General features: G+C 66.5%; 3 protein-coding genes. 1 reads left to right on the top strand and 2 read right to left on the bottom strand.

Translation table 11 applies throughout. The features are described from left to right. Positions 1-418, top strand: a 418-nt coding sequence (gene ligD, locus AC1DOC_RS32910) for a non-homologous end-joining DNA ligase LigD (RefSeq protein WP_478131474.1), incomplete at its 5' end; no start/stop codon positions are given. Here the strand turns inward: ligD and AC1DOC_RS32905 are convergent. Both AC1DOC_RS32905 and AC1DOC_RS32900 read right to left on the bottom strand, forming a co-directional pair. Continuing rightward, complete coding sequence (locus AC1DOC_RS32905) at positions 405-644, bottom strand: hypothetical protein (RefSeq protein ID WP_145741851.1); 240 nt, start codon at positions 642-644, stop codon at positions 405-407. The genes ligD and AC1DOC_RS32905 overlap by 14 nt on opposite strands. A 160-nt stretch (positions 645-804) precedes the next feature. Next, a partial coding sequence (locus AC1DOC_RS32900) for a phosphatidate phosphatase App1 family protein (protein WP_478131473.1) occupies positions 805-1,619 on the bottom strand: 815 nt, incomplete at its 5' end.

The following is a 1,619-nucleotide window of genomic DNA, read 5'->3' as shown; positions in this document are numbered from 1 at the left end:
CAAGACCAGCGGCGGCAAGGGGCTGCACGTGGTGGTGCCGCTCAGGCGGCAGTACGACTGGGACACCATCAAGGATTTCTCGCAGGCCATCGTGCGGCACATGGCGCGCACCCTGCCGCAGATGTTCGTCGCCAAGAGCGGGCCGGACAACCGCGTCGGCCGCATCTTCATCGACTACCTGCGCAACGGCTTCGGCGCGACCACCATCTGCGCCTGGTCGGTGCGGGCGCGCCCCGGCATGGGCGTGTCGGTGCCGGTGGAATGGCAGGAGGTTCCCACGCTCACGAGTGGTGCGCAGTGGACCCTGCGGAACATCCATGCACGGCTCGACCGCGGCAACGATCCCTGGGCCGCGTACGCAAAGGCTGCAAAGAGTCCGGGAGCCGCAATGAAGCTGCTGGGGTTCAGAGCTCGATGAAGGCCGAGGTGGCCTTGTTCAGCGCCAGCTTTCCCTTGGCGGTGATCGATTCCACCTGGGCGAGCTGGCGTATCGCCCGGTCGTCCGGCGCATGGCTGGACGGCGGAATGAAAGCGGTCACCAGCTCGGCCGCACGCAGCACGCGCAGCCTGTCGATGTCGGCTGGCGTGTGGACGACGTATGGCAATTTCTGCTCGGCGATGACCCGAAGAAACTCCATGGACATGAGCCGTCTCCTTGTCTGGATGGTGGAGTGACATTCTGCGGAAAAAATCACAGTTCTGCCTAGTCCCTGCGAGGCACATGACTTTCCAGTGTGTACCTAAGTGTTCTTTTGTTGGCTGTGCTGGAAACCAAGGTGCCGATGGTGTTCCGGCGGCGGGCGCTCACCTTGCCAGCTGGATCGGTGCCGGGGGCCGTTCGGGGGAAAGAATCTGCCAGAGGCCTGGCGCCACGCCGTCGAAGGCGGCCGCATAGCGCTCGGCGCGGCCGTCCTCGCCGGTCACGTCGCGTATCGCGATGCTGTCGATGCGGCCGGGGTGGGCGCGCGCGACCTGTCCGTAGATCTCGGGATCGCTCTCGCCCGAATCGCCCACCAGCATGAACCGGCGCTGCGGAAAGTCGGCCAGCAGGCGCTCGATCACGCCGAGCTTGTGCGTGCGCGAATCCTGCTCGCCGGGGATGAGCGTGCGCCAGGTCGTGCTTTCGCGCAGGTGCATGCTGCCCAAGGGAAAGTCTGCATCGCGAAGGAAATCGGCGAGCGCGCGGTACAGCTGTATCGGGCTGGCCGAAAGATAGTGGAAGCGCGTGTCCGGCGCCTTGGCCAGCGCGCGGTAGTACGCCGCCATGCCGGGGGCCGCCTCGAAGCGCCGCGCAAAGGTGTTCAGCAGCATCTCGCGCCGGTCGCGCACCTGGGTGCGCTTGATGGTGTCGTCGATGTCCGAAATGACCGACAGCCCCTGTGCCGGGACGATCAGCGCCTCGCCCCTGAAGCGGTGCAGCAGCTCGCCGGGCCCGGTCACGGCATGGAACTTCAGCCACTCGCTCGAAGGCGAGAGGCGGGGCACGTCGATGACGATGCGCATGTTCATGCGGCCGTCCGCGCCCGAAGGCGGCGTGGCCACGCGCGCGGCGCTGCCGTCGAAGTCGAGCTCGAACACCTTGCCTTCTTCCGACTCGGCGTGGAACAGCGCGGTGCTGC

This window comes from Variovorax sp. 01T439_2 (genome assembly GCF_056398445.1).
The sequence above is the reverse complement of the archived record's forward strand: the minus strand, read 5'-3'. Positions and strand labels throughout refer to the sequence as shown.